Origin of the sequence: Bacillus sp. JJ1562 (assembly GCF_036962705.1) — a bacterium.
GTDB lineage: Bacteria > Bacillota > Bacilli > Bacillales > Bacillaceae_L > Ferdinandcohnia.
Genome location: NZ_JBALOQ010000034.1, coordinates 86,261 through 110,013 on the forward strand (window position 1 = coordinate 86,261; position 23,753 = coordinate 110,013).

General features: G+C 36.4%; 25 protein-coding genes, 1 tRNA gene and 1 riboswitch. Of the genes, 16 read left to right on the forward strand and 10 right to left on the reverse strand.

Features of this window, described 5'->3' with window-relative positions; all coding sequences use genetic code 11:
* Positions 1–46: 46 nt before the first annotated feature.
* On the reverse strand, positions 47–202 hold the full coding sequence (locus tag V7097_RS18990; protein WP_335705216.1) for a hypothetical protein: 156 nt from the start codon (positions 200–202) through the stop codon (positions 47–49).
* A gap of 400 nt (positions 203–602) precedes the next feature.
* Here V7097_RS18990 and V7097_RS18995 point away from each other — a divergent pair, with 400 nt between their 5' ends.
* Positions 603–959: a DUF3905 domain-containing protein gene (locus V7097_RS18995; RefSeq protein ID WP_335705217.1), complete on the forward strand. Its 357-nt coding sequence runs from the start codon at positions 603–605 to the stop codon at positions 957–959.
* 31 nt (positions 960–990) lie between these two features.
* Here the strand turns inward: V7097_RS18995 and V7097_RS19000 are convergent, their stop codons facing one another.
* A complete protein-coding gene (locus V7097_RS19000; protein ID WP_335705218.1) occupies positions 991–2,340 on the reverse strand; it encodes a TrkH family potassium uptake protein in 1,350 nt (449 codons plus the stop codon).
* Positions 2,341–2,653: 313 nt separating this feature from the next.
* Between V7097_RS19000 and V7097_RS19005 the strand changes: the two genes are divergently transcribed.
* The gene (locus tag V7097_RS19005) at positions 2,654–2,845 is read left to right on the forward strand and encodes an alpha/beta-type small acid-soluble spore protein (protein ID WP_335705219.1); all 192 of its coding nucleotides are present in this window, start codon (positions 2,654–2,656) and stop codon (positions 2,843–2,845) included.
* A gap of 43 nt (positions 2,846–2,888) precedes the next feature.
* On the opposite strand, the gene V7097_RS19010 is transcribed toward V7097_RS19005, so the two are convergent.
* The gene (locus V7097_RS19010) at positions 2,889–3,986 is read right to left on the reverse strand and encodes an anti-sigma factor domain-containing protein (protein WP_335705220.1); all 1,098 of its coding nucleotides are present in this window, start codon (positions 3,984–3,986) and stop codon (positions 2,889–2,891) included.
* The gene (sigI, locus tag V7097_RS19015; RefSeq protein ID WP_335705221.1) at positions 3,983–4,735 is read right to left on the reverse strand and encodes an RNA polymerase sigma factor SigI; all 753 of its coding nucleotides are present in this window, start codon (positions 4,733–4,735) and stop codon (positions 3,983–3,985) included. The genes V7097_RS19010 and sigI overlap by 4 nt, the downstream gene beginning before the upstream one ends.
* Positions 4,736–5,088: 353 nt before the next feature.
* On the opposite strand from sigI, the gene V7097_RS19020 reads away from it, so the two are divergent.
* Positions 5,089–6,003, forward strand: coding sequence for a Ku protein (locus V7097_RS19020; RefSeq protein ID WP_335705222.1), 915 nt, complete (start codon positions 5,089–5,091; stop codon positions 6,001–6,003).
* 42 nt (positions 6,004–6,045) lie between these two features.
* Positions 6,046–7,878, forward strand: coding sequence for a DNA ligase D (locus V7097_RS19025; RefSeq protein WP_335705223.1), 1,833 nt, complete (start codon positions 6,046–6,048; stop codon positions 7,876–7,878).
* A gap of 534 nt (positions 7,879–8,412) precedes the next feature.
* On the opposite strand, the gene V7097_RS19030 is transcribed toward V7097_RS19025, so the two are convergent.
* Genes V7097_RS19030 through proV form a run of 3 tightly spaced genes read right to left on the reverse strand, consistent with a single transcriptional unit; the run spans position 8,413 to position 11,410 of the window.
* Complete coding sequence (locus tag V7097_RS19030) at positions 8,413–9,312, reverse strand: glycine betaine ABC transporter substrate-binding protein (RefSeq protein ID WP_335705224.1); 900 nt, start codon at positions 9,310–9,312, stop codon at positions 8,413–8,415.
* Positions 9,312–10,160 (reverse strand): ABC transporter permease, encoded by an 849-nt coding sequence (locus V7097_RS19035; protein WP_335705225.1) that lies wholly within the window; start codon positions 10,158–10,160, stop codon positions 9,312–9,314. The genes V7097_RS19030 and V7097_RS19035 overlap by 1 nt, the downstream gene beginning before the upstream one ends.
* Positions 10,160–11,410: a glycine betaine/L-proline ABC transporter ATP-binding protein ProV gene (gene proV / locus V7097_RS19040; protein ID WP_335705226.1), complete on the reverse strand. Its 1,251-nt coding sequence runs from the start codon at positions 11,408–11,410 to the stop codon at positions 10,160–10,162. Before proV ends, V7097_RS19035 begins: the two co-directional genes overlap by 1 nt.
* Positions 11,411–11,731: 321 nt before the next feature.
* Here proV and cudC point away from each other — a divergent pair, with 321 nt between their 5' ends.
* Complete coding sequence (cudC, locus tag V7097_RS19045) at positions 11,732–12,262, forward strand: choline uptake/conversion transcriptional regulator CudC (protein ID WP_335705227.1); 531 nt, start codon at positions 11,732–11,734, stop codon at positions 12,260–12,262.
* A 105-nt stretch (positions 12,263–12,367) separates the two neighbouring features.
* Complete coding sequence (locus V7097_RS19050; protein WP_335705228.1) at positions 12,368–12,532, forward strand: hypothetical protein; 165 nt, start codon at positions 12,368–12,370, stop codon at positions 12,530–12,532.
* 303 nt (positions 12,533–12,835) lie between these two features.
* Here V7097_RS19050 and V7097_RS19055 read toward each other — a convergent pair whose 3' ends face one another.
* Complete coding sequence (locus V7097_RS19055; RefSeq protein ID WP_335705229.1) at positions 12,836–14,095, reverse strand: helix-turn-helix transcriptional regulator; 1,260 nt, start codon at positions 14,093–14,095, stop codon at positions 12,836–12,838.
* 213 nt (positions 14,096–14,308) lie between these two features.
* The gene (locus V7097_RS19060; protein WP_335705230.1) at positions 14,309–14,806 is read right to left on the reverse strand and encodes a PTS sugar transporter subunit IIA; all 498 of its coding nucleotides are present in this window, start codon (positions 14,804–14,806) and stop codon (positions 14,309–14,311) included.
* Between the two features lie 205 nt (positions 14,807–15,011).
* On the opposite strand from V7097_RS19060, the gene V7097_RS19065 reads away from it, so the two are divergent.
* From V7097_RS19065 to sstT, 6 genes are all read left to right on the forward strand, one after another.
* Entirely contained in the window at positions 15,012–16,277 is a 1,266-nt protein-coding gene (locus tag V7097_RS19065) for an ATP-binding protein (RefSeq protein ID WP_335705231.1), read from the forward strand.
* A gap of 20 nt (positions 16,278–16,297) precedes the next feature.
* A complete protein-coding gene (locus V7097_RS19070; protein ID WP_335705232.1) occupies positions 16,298–16,975 on the forward strand; it encodes an SOS response-associated peptidase in 678 nt (225 codons plus the stop codon).
* Between the two features lie 172 nt (positions 16,976–17,147).
* Positions 17,148–17,825, forward strand: coding sequence for a DUF421 domain-containing protein (locus tag V7097_RS19075; RefSeq protein ID WP_335705274.1), 678 nt, complete (start codon positions 17,148–17,150; stop codon positions 17,823–17,825).
* A 21-nt stretch (positions 17,826–17,846) separates the two neighbouring features.
* The gene (locus V7097_RS19080; protein WP_335705233.1) at positions 17,847–18,032 is read left to right on the forward strand and encodes a hypothetical protein; all 186 of its coding nucleotides are present in this window, start codon (positions 17,847–17,849) and stop codon (positions 18,030–18,032) included.
* A 19-nt stretch (positions 18,033–18,051) separates the two neighbouring features.
* Complete coding sequence (locus tag V7097_RS19085) at positions 18,052–18,330, forward strand: hypothetical protein (RefSeq protein WP_335705234.1); 279 nt, start codon at positions 18,052–18,054, stop codon at positions 18,328–18,330.
* Between the two features lie 285 nt (positions 18,331–18,615).
* Positions 18,616–19,851, forward strand: a complete 1,236-nt coding sequence (gene sstT / locus V7097_RS19090; protein WP_335705235.1) for a serine/threonine transporter SstT — start codon at positions 18,616–18,618, stop codon at positions 19,849–19,851.
* Positions 19,852–19,989: 138 nt separating this feature from the next.
* On the opposite strand, the gene V7097_RS19095 is transcribed toward sstT, so the two are convergent.
* Positions 19,990–20,062 (reverse strand) — tRNA-Val (locus V7097_RS19095).
* Positions 20,063–20,236: 174 nt separating this feature from the next.
* Positions 20,237–20,391, forward strand: a riboswitch (cyclic di-AMP (ydaO/yuaA leader).
* A gap of 138 nt (positions 20,392–20,529) precedes the next feature.
* Between V7097_RS19095 and V7097_RS19100 the strand changes: the two genes are divergently transcribed.
* The 4 genes from V7097_RS19100 to V7097_RS19115 all read left to right on the forward strand — a co-directional run bounded on the left by V7097_RS19100 (position 20,530) and on the right by V7097_RS19115 (position 23,687).
* Complete coding sequence (locus V7097_RS19100; protein ID WP_335705236.1) at positions 20,530–21,759, forward strand: dicarboxylate/amino acid:cation symporter; 1,230 nt, start codon at positions 20,530–20,532, stop codon at positions 21,757–21,759.
* Between the two features lie 92 nt (positions 21,760–21,851).
* On the forward strand, positions 21,852–22,577 hold the full coding sequence (locus V7097_RS19105; protein WP_335705237.1) for an alpha/beta hydrolase: 726 nt from the start codon (positions 21,852–21,854) through the stop codon (positions 22,575–22,577).
* 164 nt (positions 22,578–22,741) lie between these two features.
* On the forward strand, positions 22,742–23,257 hold the full coding sequence (locus V7097_RS19110; RefSeq protein ID WP_335705238.1) for a YjcG family protein: 516 nt from the start codon (positions 22,742–22,744) through the stop codon (positions 23,255–23,257).
* Between the two features lie 7 nt (positions 23,258–23,264).
* Positions 23,265–23,687: a GNAT family N-acetyltransferase gene (locus tag V7097_RS19115; RefSeq protein ID WP_335705239.1), complete on the forward strand. Its 423-nt coding sequence runs from the start codon at positions 23,265–23,267 to the stop codon at positions 23,685–23,687.
* The last annotated feature ends 66 nt before the right edge of the window (positions 23,688–23,753 follow it).

Here is a 23,753-nt window from a genome sequence, read left to right on the forward strand (position 1 = left end):
AAGCGCTGACTCTTTTTCATTATCTAGCTTTTAGGCACAGCTTTTCTTATTCCCCAGTACTATTGCCTTTTTTTGAATTACGATTTGCGCCCTTCATAGGATTTTCAGAATCCGCTTCTGCAGAAAATTCCGTGTCAGGCATGCTTTCTTTTGGTGTAAAATTATTCTTTTTCGCTGCATCAAACTTCACTTTTCGTTTCATGTTTTAACCCCCTTTTAAGCACTAGTTTTCACCACGAATGCTTCGTCCATAAATGGTAAAATTCACCTCAGCCACGAATTTGCTTCTCTGGCCAGATATTTGCGTCGGTATACTGGGAATTTGCTTCTCTGGCCAGATATTTGCGTCTATTCTTACAGGTTTGCTTCTCCCCCCAGATATTTGCGTCTATTTCCACATATTTGCGTCCTCACCACGATATTTGCGTCTAATCTCTCGGATTTGCTTCTCTGACCAGATATTTGCGTCTATTCTCGCAGATTTGCGTCTTATCCAATAGGATTTGCGTCACCAACCAATTATTTGCGTCGGTAAGCCATTTTATAAATTGCCTTATTGTTGCAAACACTAACGTAATAGAAAAAATGTGAGGTGTATTTGGATGACGAAAAAGAAAAAACAATCTGAAGAAATCGAATCACCGATTTTAGATGAAACAATGCCCCATCAAATTTCAGCCCCATCCTTTAAAGGAACCGGAATTAAAATGCAGGAGCCGTTTGTCAATGAACATGGAGTCGTGATTGGGGATAGCCTTTATAATTCACCAAACTCACCACTTAATAATTGGAGTGATGAAGTGAACCCAGAGATTATGGCCGGTGACCAGTGGGTCCATCCGACAAATGATATCGGCTGGAACACAACTGAAAACCGTGAGCTATTGGAAAGTAAAAAAAGGCCGAAAGGGGTTCCTTTCATGCATCCATCCAAGGATACAAGCTACGGAAATGACTGAAAAAAGAGCACCAGCCAAGGTGCTCTTTTCATTATCCAATAATTAATCTTTCTTTCGGGTAGTGGTAATTTACGTCCTTTCCTTTCTTTCCAATAATAAAGATAAAGTTCAAAATTCCAACCCTTCCGATAAACATGAGGAACATAATAATAAATTTCCCAAAGACACTTAAATCAGGGGTAATCCCCATCGATAAGCCACATGTTCCGAATGCAGACGCCACCTCAAAGAATATTTCAGTAAACGTAAAGTTTTCTGTAATCATTAATATGAAAATAGAGATAAAGCATGTAAAAAAAGCAAAGATCGTCACAATCAGTGATTTTTTAATGTCTTCCTCATGAATCTCACGTTTGAAGATTTTAATCGATTTATTTCCCCTTGCAAAATTGAATAAAAACAAAATATTTATCGCAAAGGTTGTCGTTCGAATTCCCCCACCAACAGAGCTTGGTGAAGCTCCAATAAACATCATTGCACCTAAAAACAGTAAAGTAGGCTCTGAAAACTGGTTTACATCCATCGTTGCAAGACCAGCGCTTCGTGTTGTAACAGATTGAAATAAGGAATAGAAAAAGGTTTCATGCCAGGCCATACCTTTAAAGAAATGATTGAATTCGATTAAAAAAATGATGAAGGTCCCAAAAACAACTAATGATAAAAACGTAACTGTTGTCAGCTTCGTAAATAAAGAAAAACGGTATCTTCCCTTTTTATGAAACAGAAAGTCTTTTATTTCAACTAATACTGGAAAGCCAATCGCACCTAAAATAATTAAAATGATCGTTATAAATTGGACGAAATAATCGTTTGCATACGGCACTAATGAATTACCTGTTATATCAAACCCTGCATTTGTTGTCGCACTAACGGCCGCAAAAATACCATGTATAAATGCTTCCTGCCATGTATCAAAAAACTGCATAAAATAAAGTCCTAAAATCAAACTACCGAAGACCTCGATCCCAACCATTATGATAATGATTTGCTTAAGCAGGTTTACCAATCCTGAAAGCTGAGATTGGTTTTGATCAACCATGATTAAACGTCTTTCTCGCAAACCAATTTTTCGGCGAAATATTAACCAGAAGAATGTACCCATTGTCATAATTCCAATTCCGCCAACCTGTAACACAAATATTAAAATAAAAATCCCTGCTACTGTGTATGTATCTTTAATAGATATAACGCTTAAACCAGTTACACTAACCGCACTTGCAGCTGTAAATAACGTATCAATAAAAGCAACATGAACACCTTCTTTGACAGCAAAAGGAAGGCTAAGTAAAATAACGGAAATCGTTACAGCCAAAAGATAGAACGCGAAAATTAATTGAGCCGGTGACAATTCATTAAAGTACAAATTAATTTTTTTCCACATTTTCTTACATCCTTATATCATTGTGAAATCTATTCCTCTATATTATATAATTCATTCTCATTTTGAAAGACTTTTTTCACTCAAAGTTTTTGATATCTAGCTCCAGCGCCTAGCCCCTCGAGGTCATAAGCAAATCCGTCAAGAAGGATAAACTGCATCCTTCCCGCCGGCTTTACTTATGCTTGTCGGGGCTGAGCAAGGCGCTTGCGCTTTTAATTTTAGTATGCATTTCCAGTATTGAAATTAATTATCTTCTTATACTAAGGATACAACGAGCTATACGTTGTTCTATAATTAATAAGGAGTGAGTGAAATGGCTAGAAGTAGTAATAAATTGCTTGTTCCTGGGATCGAACAGGCTTTAGATCAAATAAAATTTGAAATTGCCCAAGAATTTGGTGTTAAGCTTGGTTCAGATACAGCGTCTCGTTCAAATGGTTCAGTTGGTGGCGAAATTACGAAACGCCTAGTAGCACAAGCTCAGTCCCAATTAAGAGGCGAATAAAAACTTCATAAAATGGAAAAAAGCCGAGGTTGTCCCCTCGGCTTTACTGATTGTTTCCTTTATGGTTGTTGCCATTATTTTGATTCCCGTTATTGCCTTGATTGTTTTGGTTTTGTCCGTTATTGCCATTGTTTCCACGATTGTTGTTTTCTTTATTTTGTTTCTTGTCTTCTTGTTTCCGCTCTTTTTCTTCCTGCTTACGTTGTTTCTCTTCCCACTTTTGATCCATTTTTTCGAACTTTTTCTCTTTAATATGTTCCGGCATATTGGAATTTTCTACATTTTCTTTGACTTTATCTCTTATCTGTTCTTTTTTCTCTTTAAGTTCTTCTTGAACTTCTTCTGCTTTTTGTTTGTGAGTATTTTTAAACTCGTTCATATCTTTCTGATTGTTGGAAGTGTCCTGCTGGTTATTTATATTTTTATCTTGTCCTGCAGGCTCAGGTTTTTTTTCCTCAACTTTTTTTGGAACCTTGTTTTCTTTAATTAGAAGTTTCCCTGTAGAAATACCCTTTTCTTTAGCAGCATTCCTTGTTTCAAGCGTACTTGTTACAGAGGTAACAGCAATCTGTTCTTTTTCATACTCTTCTGTAATGACTTTAATTCCTTGCTGTAGTTCATGGTCCACATCTTTATTATGGGTGTCTGCCACAACAGTTGTAATGAGGATCTGCTTTCCATCTTCAAGATAGCCATTATCTTTACTTTGTTGAATGATTGTTTCCGTGATTGAATCTAGTGTGCGATCTTTCCAATCTGGAATAGATTCCAATAGTTTCTTTGCCTCATCATTTAAAGCTTCGAGACTGACGACGCGAAGTTTTTCATCAAATCCCACTTCAAAGCTTGGATTGATGTCAATGGACATATAGGCATACACTTCATTACGCGACGAAAAAGGAATAAATAAAGATAATAATAAAATTGCAACTAAAGAGCTTGCAAGTGCGTAACGCCATTTCTTCACCTGAAAGAAACTTTGCTTCGAAGTATTGCTTACACGTTCATTGATAGGAAAAAAAGTCATTTCCTCACCAATTTCATAGCTTTCCTTCGTGTGTTTGGCTTTTACGAATTCACCGTTAGGGGTAAGCATCGTAATATATTCATCGTTGACATCCATAACGATCCCCTTTTTCAACTTTCGAGCACCCCTTTAAGATAATCTTTTAAATAGACATAGTCGCCAGATAAAATGATGGCCATTGCAATAATGTACTTTCGATTTCTCTCAATCGTTTTTCGACTGACTGTTACTTTCGATTCAAGCTGCTTAATTGGAAGCTGTTTTTTCTCAAACAACGTCACCTTCAGCTCTTCATTTTCCACAACAGCCTTTGATACCATAATAGCATTTAGTCTCGCATCTGCGTGTTTTGGTGAAATTTCAAGCAACTCTTGAAATGACAATCCAAATTCCTGTAAAGCTGTATGGAAATGAAGGATTTCTTCTTTCCTTTGTTCCTGCTCCACTTTCCTTTGGTAATCATCGACAGAAAGATGGGCTTCAATTTTCGATTGTGCCCCTTCCTCATCTGCTTCACCATTCGAGATAAAATTAATATTTCTTACTCGTGCTTCTTTGCGGATGTAGTCAATCACTCGTCGTTTAATAAGTAATTCACTAAAGGATAAAAAGGAGCTCCCCTTTTCCATCGAGTATTTTTCTATGGCCTCATTAAATGCGATAAGTCCGATACTAAATTCATCATCCGATTCACTTATATATCGTTTACAAACTGCAGACACATTTTTTGCAATAAAGGGTTTATAGTCTTCAATTAGTTTATTTTGTAATTTTTGATTTCCATTTTGAATCTGGGTAACGGTTTCTTCCAGAGTGCTTTTTCTTTTTCCAATTTTAAACAATAGACTCAGCACTGGTTTCACCTCTCAATTCTCTTTACTATCTGTTAATAGTAGCAAGAGTTGAAAGCCAGATTCAATAACAATTTTTCACATTAATAGGCTTATGCAAAAAATATTACAAAAGTACTAATACGAAAGACTACTCTCTTATTGAAATCATGACAGGAATTGTAATATATATTTCTTTTACGTTACATTCCCGATTTTGTCTGTAATGTTTGACTCATTTACAGTTTACGTCATCAGTTTTCTTTTTGAGGGGGTAAATATAATTTTTACTCATTTTTTTGTAAATTTCTTCAGGTTTATATTACCATCATCCTAGCGTCAGTTTAAGGAAACAATAATCCTTAAAAAGGAAAGTAGGAAAACATATGCACACAATGTGGAAAGGCTCGATCAGCTTTGGACTAGTGAATATTCCAATAAAGCTATTTTCTGCAACTGAGGATAAAGATGTAAAACTTCGAAACCTTCATAAAGAATGTAACACACCCATTCAATATGAAAAAATCTGTCCAAATTGTGAAAAAGATATTGGAAATGAGGATATCGTAAAGGGCTATGAATATGTAAAAGGGAAATTTGTTATTTTGAATGATGAGGAATTAAAAGAACTGAAGGACGAACATGAGGATAAAAGCGTTGAAATCATTGATTTTGTAAAACTCGAGGAAATTGACCCAATCTATTTTAGCCGTTCTTATTTCATGGGACCCGGTGAAAATGGTAGTAAAGCATATGCACTACTTCGCGAGGCATTACAAAAATCAGGGAAAATTGGAATCGCTGAAATTACCATACGCACCAAGCAACAAATGGCAATTATCCGAGTCTATAAAAACAGTCTCGTCATGGAGACGATTCATTATCCTGATGAAGTTCGCAATGTAGCAGAGGTTCCTGGAGTACCGGAAAATGTGGATATTAATGAAAAAGAGCTCGATACGGCGATTATGCTAATTGATCAGTTAACAACAGAGTTCAATCCCGAAAAATATAAGGATGAATACCGAACCGCCCTCATGGAACTCATCGAATCGAAAATTAATAATAATGAAGGAACAACCTCTAAGGAAGCTCCTCGTACAAATGTTGTCGACCTAATGAGTGCCCTACAGGCAAGTATCGAACGGACAAAATCCAAGGAAACAACTACACCAAAGAAAGCAGCAGCTCCTAAAGGAACTACAAAACCGAAAGCAAAACAGGAGGCACCAACTGGTACTGACAAGGCTACATCCGTAAAACCAAAAACAAGAACAACCCGCAAAAAAGTGGGAACATAAAAAGGGGTCCTTTATAAAAGGAGCTCTTTAAGGAGTGAGACGATGCTTAAGCCAATGCTTCCAACCTTAATTTTCGAAGCCCCCGCTGGACCAAACTGGGTATACGAAATTAAATATGATGGATTCAGGGCAATGCTGCATTGGGAAAATAATCGCATCCAATTGATTAGCAGGAACGGGAACCTACTTAATGAGCAGTTTCCGGAAATTATTAAGCAATGTGAGGAACTTTCGGATGTAATCAAATCGTACCTGCCGATTGTATTTGATGGGGAGCTTTGCATATTAGAATCGCCTTTCAAAGCAAGCTTTGAGCTCATTCAGCAACGAGGCAGGTTAAGAAGTGAGGATAAAATTGCTCAAGCATCTTTGGCTAAACCTGCTCATTATTTAGTCTTTGATCTATTAGAGCTTGGTGGCAAAAAACTCATGGAAAGAAAATTCCAAGACCGGAAAGCGCAAATTTTTAAGCTTTTTTCTGAAGTAAAACTTCCCGGTTTTGTGGACCCAAATAATCGAGAACTCATTCAATTAGTCACATATGAACAAGATGTTAATTCACTTTGGACAAAAGCAACCGGGTCTAACGCTGAAGGGATTATTGCGAAAAAGATTGATAGTACGTGGGATGAAGGCAAGCGCACAACAAATTGGTATAAAATTAAAAATTGGCAAGTTGGTGTTTTTTTTATTCTCGGCTATGACAAAAAGAATACATTTTTTCATGTCGGTGTTATGAGAAAAAATCAAATTTATGAGATTGGCTTGTTTTCACACGGCCTTTCTCCTGATGAGCGACAGGCCCTTCTCGGTGTTATTCAAGCAAATGCAATAGAAGAAACGTCCGGCTTTATAAAAGTAAAGCCAGGTATTTGTGTTGAGCTTTTTTATTTGGAATTGTATAAAGAACAACTGAGGCAGCCTAGTTTTTCAAAATTTCGGTTTGATGTAGATTGGCAGAACTGTACATGGGAAAAACTTGTCCGGAAATCCCCCCTTCTTCCTGAAGAGATCGAGATTACTCATCCCGACAAACCACTTTGGAAAGATAAATCCATAACAAAGCTTGAATATATCCAATATTTAGTTGATGTTTCTCCTTATATGCTACCGTTTTTAAACGATCGTTTATTAACCGTCATTCGTTATCCACACGGTATGTATGGTGAAAAGTTTTACCAAAAAAATTGCCCAGAGTATGCACCTGACTTTATCCAAACCTCGATGTCCGAAGGGATTGAATATATTGTTTGTAATGATCTAAAAACACTAACGTGGTTAGGGAATCAACTGAGTTTCGAGTTTCATATCCCGTTTCAAACGATTTATTCAAAAGGGCCATCTGAGATTGTTTTTGATTTGGATCCTCCGTCCCGTGATGCTTTTCCATTAGCCAAAAAAGCTGCGATGATTTTAAAAGATGTATTTGACGGTCTTAAATTGATTTCATTTGTAAAGACATCAGGTAATAAGGGATTACAGATTTATATTCCGCTTCCAGAAAATCGGTTTACGTATGATGAGACACGCCAATTCACTGAGTTTATTGCAAACTATTTGGTAACAATGGAACCCGATCATTTTACAACGGAGAGACTTAAAAAGAACCGTGGCAACCGATTGTATGTGGATTATGTGCAGCATGCTGAGGGAAAAACAATTGTTGCTCCGTATTCGGTTCGTGGGAATGATGGGGCATATGTAGCCACTCCACTTTATTGGGACGAGATAACGGATGATCTGATGATTGAAAATTTTCCATTGGAGACGATTATTGAAAGAATCAATGAAAAAGGCTGCCCCTTTACGCATTATTTTGATGCGAAAGATCAACAGCCATTTGAGCCAGTATTGGAGTTTTTGAGGCAGAGCTAGGTGTGTTACTGGGTTGGCGTAGCTAGGATGTGGATTGCTAAAAAAAGGATCGGATGAAAAGGATTTGACGTTAGTTTCTTGCTTGAAATGCTCTTCATCTGGCTTATGAAGAGCATTTAGCGGTCATATTGTTGTTTGAATTCCTCTTCATCTGGCTTATGAAGGGTATATAGCATTCGTTTCTTGCTTGAGTTCCTCTTCATTCGGGCTTTTGAAGGGCATTTGATGTCGTGTTTCCGCTTAAAATGTTCTTCATCAACCACTTATGACAATGCTTTTTCCATTACTATCCAAAAGTCAACCCATATCCGACACTTTTGTTACATTCTTTTCCAATAATATCCAAAATTCCATTCATATCCGGCACTTTTGTTATAACCATTTCCAACAATATCCAAAACCAAACTCTTATCCAACACTTATGTTATTACTTTTTCCAACAATGTCCAAAACTCTACTCATATCCGACACCTTATTTTATAGAAAAAACTGTACACCCATCAAAAGAGTGTACAGTTTCAGTAAGTTAAATGCTTATTCTTTTAAGTCTTCGATTGAATCAATATCCATGTAAGCTGGTACGACTAAGCCGATTTTTGTGCCTACAAGGTTTGGACCAAGGTCCTCGAGTTTTCCGTCAAACTTTTCTACATAATCAGCATGGGTAACTGGTAACCATCCCGAAACATGTGCATCAACAGACCCGTCTGCTACACCAGTCCACATTGGGCCAGCTTCAACTTGACTCATTTTTACTTTATAACCCAAATCAGTCAAAACTTTAGCAACAATATTTGTACTTGCAATTTCGCTATCCCACGCTACGTATGCTAATCGTACATCTTCACCATTTCCTTCTTGTACACCCTCAGTCCATTCTGCTACTTTATCAGGATTCGCTTCAATCCATTTTGCAGCTGCTTCTTCAGGTTTTGTTCCTTCATTAATATCTACCATTACATTCTCCATTTCCTCTGCCGTCCAATTGAATTGGTCAAGTAGTGTATGAACTCCTGGTAAATCGTCTTTTAACCCAAGTCGTGCAATACTATGAATGTTTTCTTCCCCACCATATACTCCTTTTGGATCTTCAAGATATTTTAAATCAAAAGCAGAAAATTTCCAGTGTGGAGTCCAACCTGTAATGATAATTGGATCTTCCTTGTTAATTGCTTTTTTAAGTGCTGCTGTCATTGCTGCACCAGACCCCTCTACTAGTGTCCAATCATCAAGACCGTACTCTTCAAGTGCTGAACCTGTTGCCTTCATGATGCCTGCACCTGGGTCGATTCCAATAATCTCATAATCTACACTTTCCCCTACTGATCCAGAAGAAGAACTAGTAGTTCCTGCTTCCTTAGATTCGCCACCACATGCGGCAAGTGCTAATGTTAATCCTATTGTTAATGATGCTGTTAATGCTTTTTTAAACATTATACGGTTCCTCCTTGTTTCTTTTTTCCTAAATTTTGAGTAATTCGGTCTAGGATGATTGCTACAATAACAATCGCTAAGCCAGCTTCAAAACCTGTTCCTGTTTGTAGCTGTGTTACTGCTCGGTATACATCTGCTCCTAAACCTGGTGCACCTACCATTGAAGCAATAACCACCATGGATAGTGCAAGCATAATGCTTTGGTTAATTCCAGCCATAATCGTAGGCATGGCTAATGGAATTTGAACTTTTAATAATCTTTGTTTAGTTGTTGATCCAAAGGCTTCGGTTGCTTCAATTAAATCCTTTGGCACCTGAGTAATACCTAGAATCGTTAAGCGAATCGTTGGTGGCATCGCGAAAATAACAGATGCCACTACCCCAGGTACAACACCGATATTGAAGAAAAAGATCGCCGGTAACAAATACACAAAGGCTGGCATTGTTTGCATGAAATCTAGAATCGGAATGACGATATTACCAACTGTTTTACTTTGAGAAGCCCATATTCCTAAAGGAATTCCAATGATAACTGATATTCCGACAGAAGTTATTACAAGGGCGATTGTTTGAAGCATATTGTCCCAGTAACCTAAATTATCAATAAGGAGTAATCCTATTAAACTAAAAAGAGCAATTTTCCAATTACAAATTTTCCAAGCTACTACACCCAAAATAAGTGTTAATAAAATCGAAGGAATAAATCCTAATCCTAAAACAATTCCTTCTACAAATCCTTCTAACCCAAATGTAATTCCTTCAAATAAAAATTCAAAGTTTGAAATTAGCCAGTCTACAAATGAATCAATCCAGTCAGCTATTGGCAGTTTCGGTAATAAACCATCCATTATAACGCCTCCCTTTCATCACTTAGAGGGAGTTGACTAGCCCCAAAGTCATTTATATATGTGTTATTTCCGGCAAGTGCACCAATTACCGCACCACGAATGACAATACCCTTGAGACGATTTTGTTCATCAACTACAGCAACTGGAATCGTCGCTTGTGATACATCATCAAATAAATCAACAAGTAATGTACCCGTTTCTACAGTTTTAAGATTTGTTTCCATGGCATCTGCTAAAGTCAGACTTTGCTCAACTGCCTTTGAAGCATCCACAGCACTGATTGCACCAAGAAGCTTATTCTGTTTATCTACAACATAAACGGTTGATAAACCATGATCCTTCATAATTTTAAGGGCAAGTCTTGCACCTTTATCAACCTGAACTGTTTCAGCACGTTTAACAATATGTCCAGCAGTTAGCACCTTGGACAAATCAACATCCTCGACAAATCTTTCTACATATTCATTAGATGGATTCATAAGAATCTCTTCTGGGGTTCCGATTTGGACGATGTTACCATCTTTCATAAGTGCAATACGGTCGCCGATTCGCAATGCTTCATCAAGGTCATGAGTGATAAAGACGATTGTTTTTTCCATCGTTCCCTGTAATTCAATCAGTTCATCCTGCATGTCCTTTCGAATCAATGGATCCAAGGCACTAAATGCTTCATCCATTAATAAAATATCCGGGTCATTTGCAAGAGCTCTAGCTAATCCTACACGTTGCTGCATACCACCACTAAGCTGGTCAGGATATTGATTTTCATAGCCTTCTAGACCAACTAGTTTAAGAGCTTCAAATGCTTTTTGTGAACGTTCTTGCTTGGCTACACCTTGGATTTCCAAGCCATATTCAGTGTTTTGAAGAACGGTTTTATGTGGGAACAAAGCGAAGCGTTGAAACACCATGCTCATTTTTTTCCGACGAACTTCACGAATTTCTTCTTTATTCATGGAGACGACTTCTTTTCCATCGATAAACACTTGACCAGAAGTTGGTTCTATTAATCTATTTAACAGACGAACCAAGGTCGATTTTCCACTTCCAGATAAGCCCATAATTACAAAAATTTCACCTGGATATACCTCAAAGCTCGCTTGATTCACACCAACTGTTGATCCTGTACTCTTTAAGATTTCTTGCTTAGTTTTTCCTTCCTTTAATAGTTGAATTGCTTTTTTTGATGAGCGTCCAAATATTTTCGTTACATTGGAAACCTTTATTTTTGCTTGTTTTTCACTTTCCATACTGTCACCTCAATTTTCTTGATGATTTAACCCGAATCATTATTTGATATTCTTTCAAACCCAATAAAATACCGATGTAGGAAGCATTTAGTAACTATGACCTATTAATTGTAGTAATGATTTCTAAATTACACAAAGCGGATATAAAGGGATATACCTCCATAAAGTTTGTAAAGTAAAAACTGTACGCACTATACATTCTTTATCCTTAAAATTCCTCCCATATCCTCCATAATCCTTTAAGCAGCTCCCCTTTACATTCGATGAGCAAATATGTAGGCTATAGATATTAAACACTTTTGTTGTAGGATGTGAATCTATTTGCAAGGCGTAGACAAACTAGAAAAAGCCCGAGAACGTGTAATAGATGCGATTGCTCAAAATATGAATTTATATGGGGTAACTCCTTCAGTTGGGCGACTTTGGGGGCTCATGTATTTTCATGAAGAGCCAATGACACTTGATGAAATGAAACAAGAGTTAGGTATGAGCAAAACAAGTATGAGTACTTCGGTACGCAACTTAATGGAATTAAAAATGGTTGATAAGGTGTGGAAAAAAGGAATCCGAAAGGACCTTTATGAGGTTGAAGAAGATTGGTATCAAACCTTTATTGATTTTTTTACGATAAAATGGAGAAATGGTATTTCCATGAATGTCAGTGCGATTCAAAAATCTTTAGCTGAACTAAAGGAGCTATTAAAGGACGACCAAGTTAGCGATGAAATTAAAGTAGAAGCAGAAAGTGATATTGTGAAGTTGAATAATGCGTTAGAATATTATTTCTGGCTCAACCGGCTAGTAGACAGCTTCGAATCTCATGAAATCTTTACATTTGTTCCAAAAAAGTAACGTTTATGAACGTTGCTTTTCTTTATTTAAAAATACTTTACGATTCACTTGTACACTTCATCGATTTTGTCCTAATTGCATACCCTACAATATGGGGGTGAAAATATGCCACTATGGGGCTGGCTGTTAATCTTTTTTGGCGGGTTACTCCTCGTTGGTTTTATAGCTGACCGGATTTCAAAAAAGAATCGTTCTACCGACTCCCACGAAATTCAAAAACAAGTCGATGAAGTTAAGAACAACCAAAGAGATTACCATCACTTTTTATAGACATGGAAAAAGCAGCCCGGTTGAATCTGGGCTGCTTTCTTCATTGCCTAGCTCCATGCGCCATCGGCTCGAGGTCACAAGCCAATCGCTTCTGAAGGCAGATGGCGCCTTCTGCCAGCACTAGTCTTGTGCTTGTTGCCGATGAACGGGCGCCTTGCACTTTTCTAATTTATACCTGTACTTCTTGCGATTCTGGGTAGTCATTGTCTACCCATGCCACGCCTTCCGTTAATTGATAACCCGCAATTGTTACTAGTCCTAGCATGAATAACAGCATTAATTTTTTCATCTTCCCATCTCCTTTTATTGATTTAAATGACTATGTTTTTTCAAAGATGAAATAGCCTTTGAAAAATAATAGCTTGCTAACTTATATTTATGATTTTCTTGATAGATTTTTCCAAGTTCCTCCGCATAATAAGCGACGTGGAGGTGATGGTCAATGCCTTCAAAATACGGCAATGCATCTTTTTCAATAAATTTCAGTAGGGTTTCAGACTTTTGAAGTAAATAATCATAATAGATGAAATGTATGTTGAATTCAGTAAGATCTTGATATTTCTCTACGATTGCGAACCCTTCCATCAACCAATTTCTGCACCCATCATAATCTCCGATTTTATAATATTCTTCGATTAAACCATGGATAGAGCGCAGTCGGCCGATGACCGAATGTTCTTCCTTATGTTCAAGGCTATTTTTAAATTGTTCGATGGCTTTATTGGACTTTCCAAGCTTCGAATAAAGGACGCCTTGATTATGATAAATCAATCCTAAAAGATCTGGATCTTTTATTCCTTCGGCTATCCTTGTTGCTAGTAAATAATTCTCTTCTGCCATCTCAAACTCATCAATTTTTTCATAGCAAATACCTAATAATATTTGACATTCAGCACTTCTTTTTAAATCGTAAAGAGATTGATAGATAGCGAGTGCCTTCTGAATGTACACGATACTTAAGGCTAATTTCCCCATTCGATTATTATTTAGCCCTTTATAGTAATACAGATCAGCCGTTTCCCAGCCTTCAAAGTGGACACTGCTAGTTAAAATCTCTTCCGCTATCTTAAAATGCTTCATTGCAACGGAAAACTGGCTTTTAAAATAATAATATTGACCAACAATTTTTTCATAAAAATAATTCATGCGGATATCAAATATATCTTTATACAAATCAATTTTCTTAATTTGGGCTTCAGCTTTGTCTAATTGCTTGATAAATATAAAATATCTTAGCTCAAAGAGAACGAAGAAAATGGCAACCCTTGAATCATTCGTATTTTTACATTCATAGGATTCGTAAAAAGTCATGGCTGGCTCCCGTTTTCGGGCAACCATTAAGTGGTACCATTCATTAAGCTCCTTTAATTGTTCATATTCTTCGCTTTCAATCAGCTTGATTCCTAATCGTTCACATAATAATTCAAGTACCTCTATACTTGCCGAGGTTTGGTTATTTTCAATTTTTGAAAGATAAGAAATTGAGATAATCTCCTGTGCCAGTTCTTCTTGTGTCATGTTATTTTGAATTCGAAAGAAACGTATTCTGCTTCCTATCTCCATATTTCATACCCTCTCATTGACTGTTATATATTCTTTTCTAGAAAAAGGGTAAAAATCCTTTTTTTATCATTAGGTAAAAAGACTCATTTTTCTATTTTCATAGAACTAATCCACTAAAATCCTATGCACTACATCTCCTACATATGTAAAAACATGGCTAAATAATCAATAAGTACTATATGAAAAAACGATCCCATAATCGGGATCGCTTTCTTATTTTTTCTTTACTTTTGCAAGTTCAGTTGAGCCGGCTGTTGCCTCGCCACTTCCAATCTTCTCAAATGTTTCAACTGCATCAAAATTAGTAATGACGATTGGAGTAATAGTACTTGCAGCTTTTTCTTTCACTAAATCTAAATCAAAGGTAACTAGATTAGTCCCAACATTAACCTTGTCTCCTTCTTTTACATGAGTGGTGAAGCCTTCACCTTTCATGTTCACTGTTTCAAGACCGATATGTATAAGGAGTTCCAAACCAATTTCAGTTTTGATTCCAATTGCATGTTTCGTTGGGAAAACTTGAATAATTTCACCATTAACAGGTGAAACAATTTTTCCTTCTGACGGATCGATTGCAAGTCCATCTCCCATCATTTTTTGAGAAAATACTGGATCTGGCACCTCTTCTAAAGCAAGAATTTTACCATTCGCTGGAGCAATTAAAATTTCCTCTACTTTTTTATCTTTACTACCAAATAATTTTTTAAACATAATAAACCTCCAAAAATTAAAGATATGTTTAGTTGTATCATACCCAGAACAAGAAAAAAAGAATTATGAATCGAATAAAATACTTTTACATTTTTCCGAAATATTATTCAATATGTCAGTATCAAGATGAAGGATTATTGGTGATTATGTCGAATTAAAAGAAGTAGTATTCGGAAAATTTAGATTAATGGGGGTGTCTCTTGAAATGATTGATCATATTGGACATGTTCTCTATCATGTGCTCATTGTTATCTTTCCTATTCTTCTATATTATTTACTTGTTATTCAAGACAATGGCTCTACACCAAAGCTCCACTTGAATAAATTACTTGGAATGATTGTCATTATCCTTCTATTAACAATGTCGTTTCCGGTAATTTATGCGGAGGGTTTTACATATGATTTACGGGTTATCCCTATATTCGTTGCATTTCTTTATATTGGATTTTTTCGAGGAATAGCCATTATTTTAATTATGCTTGTTTATTCACAAGTTCTTGGGAGTTCTAACTTTTTCATGCTCTTAATGAACTACACAGTTATTACAATCATTTTTTATTTTCTTATAAAAAAATATCATTCTTTTCTATTAAATAGGAAGCTATTGATTCTTTCTTTCATTTACTTTTTTATTGTCATAACGAGAACGATCACCCTAGTAAAAAATAATCTGACTGAGCAAATCATAGAGATGTTCATCTTTTCAATTGTTACATGGATTACACTCCTTTTGGTTGTTCTACTGATTGAAAACTTAAACCATCAAATCCTATTACAAAGGGAATTAAGACGTTCTGAAAAAATGAATGTGATTAGCCAGTTAGCAGCTTCGGTTGCCCATGAAGTTCGAAATCCATTGACAACAGTAAATGGGTTCTTACAGTTAATTATACGCGATGATAATATTACTGAAAAACAACGAAATTATATTGATATTACCCTTTCTGAATTAAATCGCGCGCAATCAATTATTAATGATTATTTATCACTTGCAAAGCCAAATAATAATAGTACGCAATTAGTTAACATAAGCGAAGAAATTGCAAAGACCGTTGAACTCATGACATCCTATACAAATATTCAAAATATCGAGGTCGAAACCCTTATCGAAGATACCTTGTTTATTAACGGAAATAAGGATGAAATTAAGCAAGTTCTGATTAATCTAATAAAAAATGCCATTGAGGCAATTGGAAATGATGGATTACTAACAATTGACGCCTTTTCAAAAGATCATGACATCATCGTAAAAATAACCGATAATGGACCAGGTATGACAAAGGAACAGCTCGCCAAAATAGGAACACCCTTTTATTCAACAAAAGACAAAGGAACTGGTGTAGGACTAACGATTTGTTTTCAAATCATTGAACAATTAAAAGGCTCAATTGAGGTTGAAAGTACTGTTGGCATAGGCACATCCTTTATTATTAAGCTACCAACTTATCAACCACCTTCTACGCAAGATTAAAAAGTGAGGTGAAACATGGAATGTGTGGACGATTTACACTATTTGCAGAGTTCGATGACATTCTAAATCGATTTGATATTGAAGCTGCGATTGAACAGGATTTATTTATACCAAGCTATAATATTGCCCCTTCTCATTCTGTTCTATCTGTAATAAATGATGGTAGGCGTAATCGCCTTGGGTATTTGCGCTGGGGCTTCGTTCCCTCATGGGCGAAGGATGAGAAAATTGGCTATAAAATGATCAATGCCCGCGCAGAAACGTTGGCCGAAAAACCAAGCTTTCGCCAAGCGTTTAAGCATAGACGCTGCCTCGTTATTGCGGATAGCTTTTATGAATGGAAAAAAGGTGCAGACAAATCGAAAACACCGATGCGGATCAAATTAAAATCGGATGAGCTATTTGCAATGGCTGGAATCTGGGAGCGATGGAAATCCCCTGAAGGAAATACCCTGTTTTCTTGTTCAATCATCACCACAACTCCAAATGAGATAATGGCTGATATACATGACCGAATGCCTGTTATTCTACAAAAAGAGGATGAACAAGCATGGCTTGACCCGTCATTGGATGATGTTTCAAAAGTATCACATTTACTCAAACCTTTTGCTACCGATCGGATGGAAGCATTTGAGGTCCCAGCCCTTGTGAACTCACCGCGTAATAACTCACCGAATTTGATACAAAAAATATGTTAAAGAAAGAACGACGACTGTGATCCAACTGGATACAGTCGTTTTTTTATGCTAGCCCCTACTCATATTGTGAAACTTCAATCTGTGTTATTTTTCTGTCCGTTAATGCGGGATAAATCGCCTTTATTTGGAGAAAAATAAGATGATTTACCAAAAGGGATTGGAGAAAGATGAAATGAAGTTTGGGCATTTAACATTCGAACTTATCCTAGGCTTCTTCCTTCTATTCATCATCGTAAAGATTGTTGGGAGAAAAATTATCAACCAAATATCACCATTTACGTTTATTTCAGGAATTGTATTAGGTGAATTATTAGGAAATGCATTATATGATGAAAAAATCAGTGCCATTTATATTGTTTTCTCCATGTGCTTATGGGGATTATTAATATTTATCGTTGAAATCATTGGTCAAAAAATTCTGTTTTTACGTGGACTATTTGAAGGAAAACCGATTGCTCTTATCAAAAATGGAGCCATTGATAAACAAGCCCTAAGAAAAGCTCGGATGAATATTAACCAATTGCAGAGCCTCCTTCGCCAGAGCGAAACATTCTCTGTTCGTGAGGTAGCCTTCTGTTATCTCGAAGCAAATGGATCCATTAGTATTTTAAAGAAGACAAAATATCAAAAAACAACGGTAGAGGATTTCAATCTACCCGATAAACCTGTTTTCGTACCCGTCACCCTTATTCGAGATGGAAAAGTTTTATGGGATGAGATACGGGATTTAGGATTTAATGAAGCATGGTTAATGAATCAACTTCACTCACAAAACGTATCAGATTATAAAGATGTCTTCTTAGCTGAATGGCAAGAAGGCGACGGAATTTTTGTTCAAACCTTTTTGTAAAAACAGCCTGGAGGGATTTTTTTGAAAAAAACATTGATGTCTTTATTGACTATTTTCTTATTAGGAACATTAATAGGCTGTGCGCCGCCAAAAGATAAATCAAATCATGAGAATACGAATCAATCGGAAAAGAAAAAAGATGATAAAAAAATTAAAATAAAGGTCGCGAACGAAGAAGATGATAAAAAGGAAAAAAAGCATAAATAACAATTCGAGGTGATAATTCATGGATTTCCCTACTATACATACAAATTTTTGGGATGCAGTAATTGCAGTACCGCTCGTAATGATCATCACACAAATTGTAAAGAACATTTTTAAAATACCCAAAAAATATGTTCCGGCTGTAGCACTTATTATTGGATTGCTAATTTCTGTTTTTTACAGTCACAAACATAACTTACCTGCTGGTTTATTCATGGGCTGGTTTTATGGTTCTGCTGCAATTGGCTCTTATGCTTCACTCAAAACAACTATATTAGCATATCGGAAAAACAGTGAATAAATGGTAATGATTTAACTCTACATGAAACTGATAAAAAGCAGAATGTTTATGTTAGAATATAGTCTATGCTCAACCTTGGGCTATAGGCTTTTTTTATGTGAATTCTTTAGTACCATTGAGCAGTTTCGAATTAGCAGAAACATTTTTTTACTATAAGAATTTCCATCTTTTAAAATTTATTCACAATTGACAATTTTCGTGTTAAACTTACCAATATTATATTTTTCTTATAATATTCATACAAGCAGCAAAGGATGTAGACAACTATGAAAAAGGGGGAAGAATATGAAAAACATGTTTCACAAATGGAATCAAATCAGCCTTGTTAAACGAATACTTGCCGGTATTATCATAGGTATTCTTTTGGCTTTAGTAGTTCCTGACGGAGCCAATTGGGTTTCCATCTTCGGTACTTTATTTGTAGGTGCATTAAAAGCAGTTGCACCGATTCTGGTCTTATTCTTAGTTATTGACGCTATTGCAAAACATCGAAGTGGAACCAAAACAAATATCAAATTAATTATTGGTTTATACGCTATTAGTACATTCTTAGCTGGACTAATAGCTGTTGTGGCAAGCTTTATCTTTCCAGTTACATTGACGCTCGTTTCAAGTTCAGAAGACCTTTCACCACCTAGTGGAATCGTAGAAGTACTCGAAACATTGTTATTTAATGTAGTTGACAACCCAATCAGTGCTCTAATGAATGCAAATTATATTGGAATACTTGCTTGGGCAATTGTGCTTGGAATTGCTTTAAAAAATGCCAACGACACTACAAAAAACTTGCTTTCCAATGTTTCTGATGCGATTACTAGAATTGTAAAATGGGTAATCAGCCTAGCCCCTATCGGAATCATGGGCTTAGTGTTCAATGCAATTGTAACAAGTGGGGTTTCGGCTCTAATGGAATATGGAAAAATCCTAGCACTTCTACTAGGTTGTATGTTTTTTATTGCATTAGTTGTGAATCCATTGATTGTTTTTTTCTATACTCGTCAAAATCCATATCCGCTTGTCTTACGATGCTTAAGAGAAAGTGGAATTACAGCATTCTTTACTCGTAGTTCAGCTGCAAACATTCCAGTAAACATGAACCTATGTGAGAAACTTGGGTTAGATAAAGATACTTATTCAGTGTCAATCCCTTTAGGTGGTACGGTTAATATGGCTGGTGCAGCGGTAACGATTTCTGTCCTAACACTTGCAACAGTTCATACACTTGGCATTGAAGTGGATTTTGGAACAGCTCTTATTCTTAGTGTAATATCAGCTATATCAGCTGCAGGTGCTTCAGGTGTTGCTGGCGGATCATTATTACTTATTCCTCTGGCATCTAGCTTATTCGGAATTCCAAACGATGTCGCCATGCAAGTAGTTGGTGTTGGCTTTATCATTGGAGTCCTACAAGATTCTTGTGAAACTGCCCTTAACTCATCATCAGACGTACTATTTACAGCAACTGCTGAATACGCAAAAAAGCGTAAAGAAAAGAAGAAAGTTTTTAGTAAATCGGCTTAATTGCTAACCTAAAAAAGACAAAGGGAAATACAATCCCTTTGTCTTTTTTAGTATAAACTCCATTATTTCGAAATTGGATCTAACCTAACATAATAATTCATAAAAATAGCACTTGAGAAGTCTCAAGTGCTTGCTTGATGATTCCGATTGGGTTCGAACCAACGACCTCTACCCTGTCAAGGTAGCGCTCTCCCAGCTGAGCTACGGAATCACTATATATGAATAATTTATAATATACATCCGTTTGGGAAGTTTGTCAATTAGTTTCTATTAATTTTATTGAATTTTCATCCTAAGAAAATGTTAATATGGTAAAAATTATACAAAAGTAGTATTTCATAATGGCAAATTATAAGATATAAATATAATATTGAGGAGAATTTTAACTTAATATTCGCTGAATTCCCAATTTTTATGGGGAACGGGGGAACCATTAACGTGCAAAAGGGCACTTGGGGTGAATCCTTTATTAATAAAGGTAGGAGATACTCTTCATCCGAATCCGACAGCTAACCTCGTAAGCATCCGGAGAGAGCATTGTTGCACAAATCAACTTCACGGCCACGAGCCATACTCTCGTGGCTTTTTGTGTCTCTTTAAGAAGTATGCTTTTCACCCCAATTCTCATATCCCTTTTGATCCCGAGACATTCAACTACATCTTCGAGGAGGGTTTTTTATGTCTTTAACTAAAAAGATTTTATTAGGTTTAGGTTTAGGTGCGATTGTTGGTCTTATTTTGAATTTAACTTCACCGGCCGCTTTTGACATCGTTAATACCTACTTATTTGTTCCACTAGGTCAAATTTTCTTGAATTTAATTAAAATGCTTGTTGTTCCAATCGTCTTAATTTCTATTACTCTAGGTGTTGCAGGTCTTGGTGACCCTAAGAAGCTTGGACGAATTGGTGGAAAGACGATTACTTACTTTTTAGCAACAACTACGATTGCCATTACAATCGCAATCGTACTTGCCTCAATTTTCAAGCCTGGTGCGGGTGGAGGATTTGATACAGAGGGCGCTACCTACGATGGGGCAACTGAAGCTCCTCCTGTTATGGAGACATTAATAAATATTATCCCAACGAATCCTATTACAGCGATGAATAATGCAGATATGCTTCAAATTATTGCATTTGCTATTTTTATAGGTTTAGCTTTAACGGTTTTAGGTGAAAAAACAAAAGGTATTTTAAATTTATTTGAACAAGCAAATGAAATCATGATGTATCTTGTTAATCTCGTCATGAAAACGGCTCCATACGGAACGTTTGGTTTAATTGCAACTGCAATTGGGGGCCAAGGTTATGCTGCAATTAAAGCAATGCTCGGTTATTTCTTGATTGTACTTGCGGGCTTACTCATCCATTCAGTTGTCACATATGGTGGTACGATTGCATTTATGGCAAAACGAAGTCCTATCGAGTTCTTTAAAGGTTTCGCGCCAGCAATGACAGTAGCATTTAGTACCTCGAGTAGTAATGCAACACTACCAGTTTCAATGGAAACTGCTCAAAAGAATCTAAAGGTTCCTGAACAAATTAGTAGCTTTGTTCAACCATTAGGTGCAACAATCAATATGGATGGAACAGCTATTATGCAAGGTGTTGCGACTATCTTTATTGCACAGGTATATGGCTTTGACCTCACATTTTCTCAAATTTTAGTGGTAATCTTAACTGCAGTACTTGCAAGTATTGGCACAGCAGGTGTTCCAGGCGTTGGTTTAATCATGCTTGCGATGGTACTTCAAGCGGTTGGTTTGCCACCAGAAGGTATTGGGTTAATCATCGGTATAGACCGGTTACTTGATATGACACGTACAGCAGTTAATATTACGGGTGATGCCGCATGTGCAGTATATGTTACAGAATCTGAAAAGAAACATATGGATAAAGTATCTGCTTAATTAGTTATGTGCGCGACAGGATTTTTCCTGTCGCTTTCCTTTTTTAAAAGATATAATAAGTTTGTAAATTCTTTGCTGGGAGGATTATTAAGATGACGGTTAATAAGGGTACAGTTAGGGAAATGACTATACATAGTAAGATATTAAATGAGAAGATTGAGCTTATTGTTTATTTGCCAGCAGCCTTCTCTCCCCTCTATAAATACAATGTTCTAATCGCTCAGGATGGGCGAGATTATTTTAATCTTGGCAGGGTTGCACGAGTTGCTGATAAGCTATTAGAAACAGGTGAAATCAGCAATACCATTATTGTGGGGGTTCCTTATAAAAGTGTTGCAGATCGCCGTAAGAAGTATCACCCTGATGGTGAGCAGCATCATTTATATAAGCGTTTTTTAGGGGGAGAACTTGTACCATTTCTTGATCAGGAATTTCCAACCTATCAAATGGGCCAAGGTCGCGCACTAATTGGGGATTCACTGGCAGCAACTATTTCCCTCTTAACAGCGCTGGAATACCCTCATACTTTTGGAAAGGTGATTATGCAATCACCTCTAGTAAATGAACAGGTTATCCAGATGGTTGAAAATTTTGAAGAACCACATCTACTTGAGTTGTACCATGTCATTGGAACAGGTGAAACTGAAGTGAAAACGACAACAGGTGATATTGAAGATTTTTTAACACCAAACCGAGAATTGCATAACATCATTGTGAAAAAGGGCTATCCCTATTTTTATGAGGAATTTAATGGAAACCACACATGGAAGTATTGGCAGCCTGATTTACCAAGAGCCCTTTCAAAAATGTTTAAATAAACTTTTTCTCGCATTAACGGGCAGGAAAACCCCCAATGATTAAAGTTTCACTTTTTGTATACTATCATTTTCAGATATTTGATATAATTGTGTTATTATTTTCGTAAAATGCGCATCAGGTACTTCACGTTTTCAATAATTAAACTATTAGGAGGGCAAAAGAAATGAAATATGGCATTGTTATCTTCCCGTCCAAAAAACTTCAAGACACAGCTAATTCGTATCGCAAACGTTATGACCCACATTATGCATTAATTCCACCACATATAACGGTTAAAAATGCATTTGAAGCATCCGATGAAGAAATTAAGGATATTACAAGGGAATTGGAAAAAGCCTCCAAACAGGTCGAACCATTTCAATTAAAGGTCCTAAAGGTTGGCTCCTTTTCCCCTGTTAATAATGTAATTTATATGAAAGTAGACCCTAATGAAGAGTTACAAAAACTACATAATGCACTTCACTCTGGTTATTTTGCAGGAAAACCTGAGTATGCGTTTGTTCCGCATATTACAATTGGGCAAAAGCTATCCAGTGATGAGCATTCAGATGTTTATGGTCAATTACGCATGTTAAAAATGAACCATGAGGAGCAAATTGATCGCATACATCTTCTTTATCAGCTAGAAAATGGTTCATGGACCGTTTATGAAACAATTCGTTTAGGAAAGGAAAATTAAATACAACATGGAAGCAAGAATAGTCACGAACAACAAAGAACTAGACGATGCATTCACTGTCAGAAAAGTGGTCTTCGTCGATGAACAAAATGTTCCACTAGAAGAAGAAATTGATCAATTTGAAGATGAAGCTACACATATTGTCCTTTATGATAACAATGAGCCTGTTGGAGCTGGACGTTTTCGTGTCCTAGACGGATACGGAAAAGTAGAACGTATTTGTGTCCTCGCTTCACACCGTAAAAAAGGTGCAGGTAATGTGATTATGCAAAGGATGGAAGATATTTCGAAAGAGCGAGGTATTTCAAAATTAAAGCTCAATGCTCAAACACACGCAGAAAACTTCTATAAAAAACTAGGATATGAAACCGTATCATGTCTTTTTATGGATGCTGGAATCCCTCATGTTACGATGATTAAAAAATTATAAGTTTAGAAAGGATGTCAAAAAAGACATCCTTTTTTTGATGGATAAAATACGTAAAACCTGCTCATT